The 530-nt window shown below is 68.1% G+C and carries 1 protein-coding gene; it reads right to left on the bottom strand.

Translation table 11 applies throughout. The annotated features are described in order from the left end of the window. Nucleotides 1–530: YicC/YloC family endoribonuclease (locus AACY52_RS29965; RefSeq protein WP_339561327.1), on the bottom strand; the 530-nt coding region annotated here is incomplete at both ends.

The following is a 530-nucleotide window of genomic DNA, read 5'->3' as shown; positions in this document are numbered from 1 at the left end:
AATGGAAGGACACGACGACGAGGCGTCCGCCAGGCTTGAGAACGCGTTCGGCCGCACCAAGCGCGGTCTCGAGTTCCGAAAGCTCTTGATTGACCAGGATGCGCAGCGCCTGGAACGTCCGCGTCGCGGGAGGGATCTCGTGGGGCGTGCTGCGAACCACTCGGCCGACGAGATCGGCCAGCGCGCGATCGAAGGCGTCGGCCGCCGCGGCACGCGCCGCCTTCTCCTCCTCCTCATCGCCCTCGGGCTCGGCCACCTCGACGACGCCCTTGATGGCGAGCAGGCCGTCGACGCTCGGCGCCACCGCATCGACCTTGCCTGCGATCAGTGTGGCGGCCTTGAGCACGGCATTGAGGACGTCCTCGTTGACGCGCACCGTCATCGCCGCATTGGTGCGCTTGACGTTGAGATTGGCGTAGACGGTGCCACGCGACAGCAGCTCGCCGGCGCGCTTCTTGGCATGCGCCTCGAGCTCGTCGAAGCCCTGCGGCAGCCGCACCCTGAGGTCGAAGCCCTTGGCGTTGACCGAC

The organism is Pseudomonas sp. EA_65y_Pfl1_P113 (genome assembly GCF_963970525.1).
GTDB classification, from domain to species: Bacteria; Pseudomonadota; Gammaproteobacteria; order Pseudomonadales; family Pseudomonadaceae; genus Aquipseudomonas; species Aquipseudomonas tritici.
Note: the sequence above shows the minus strand (reverse complement) of the source record. Positions and strands in the feature narration are given on the sequence as shown.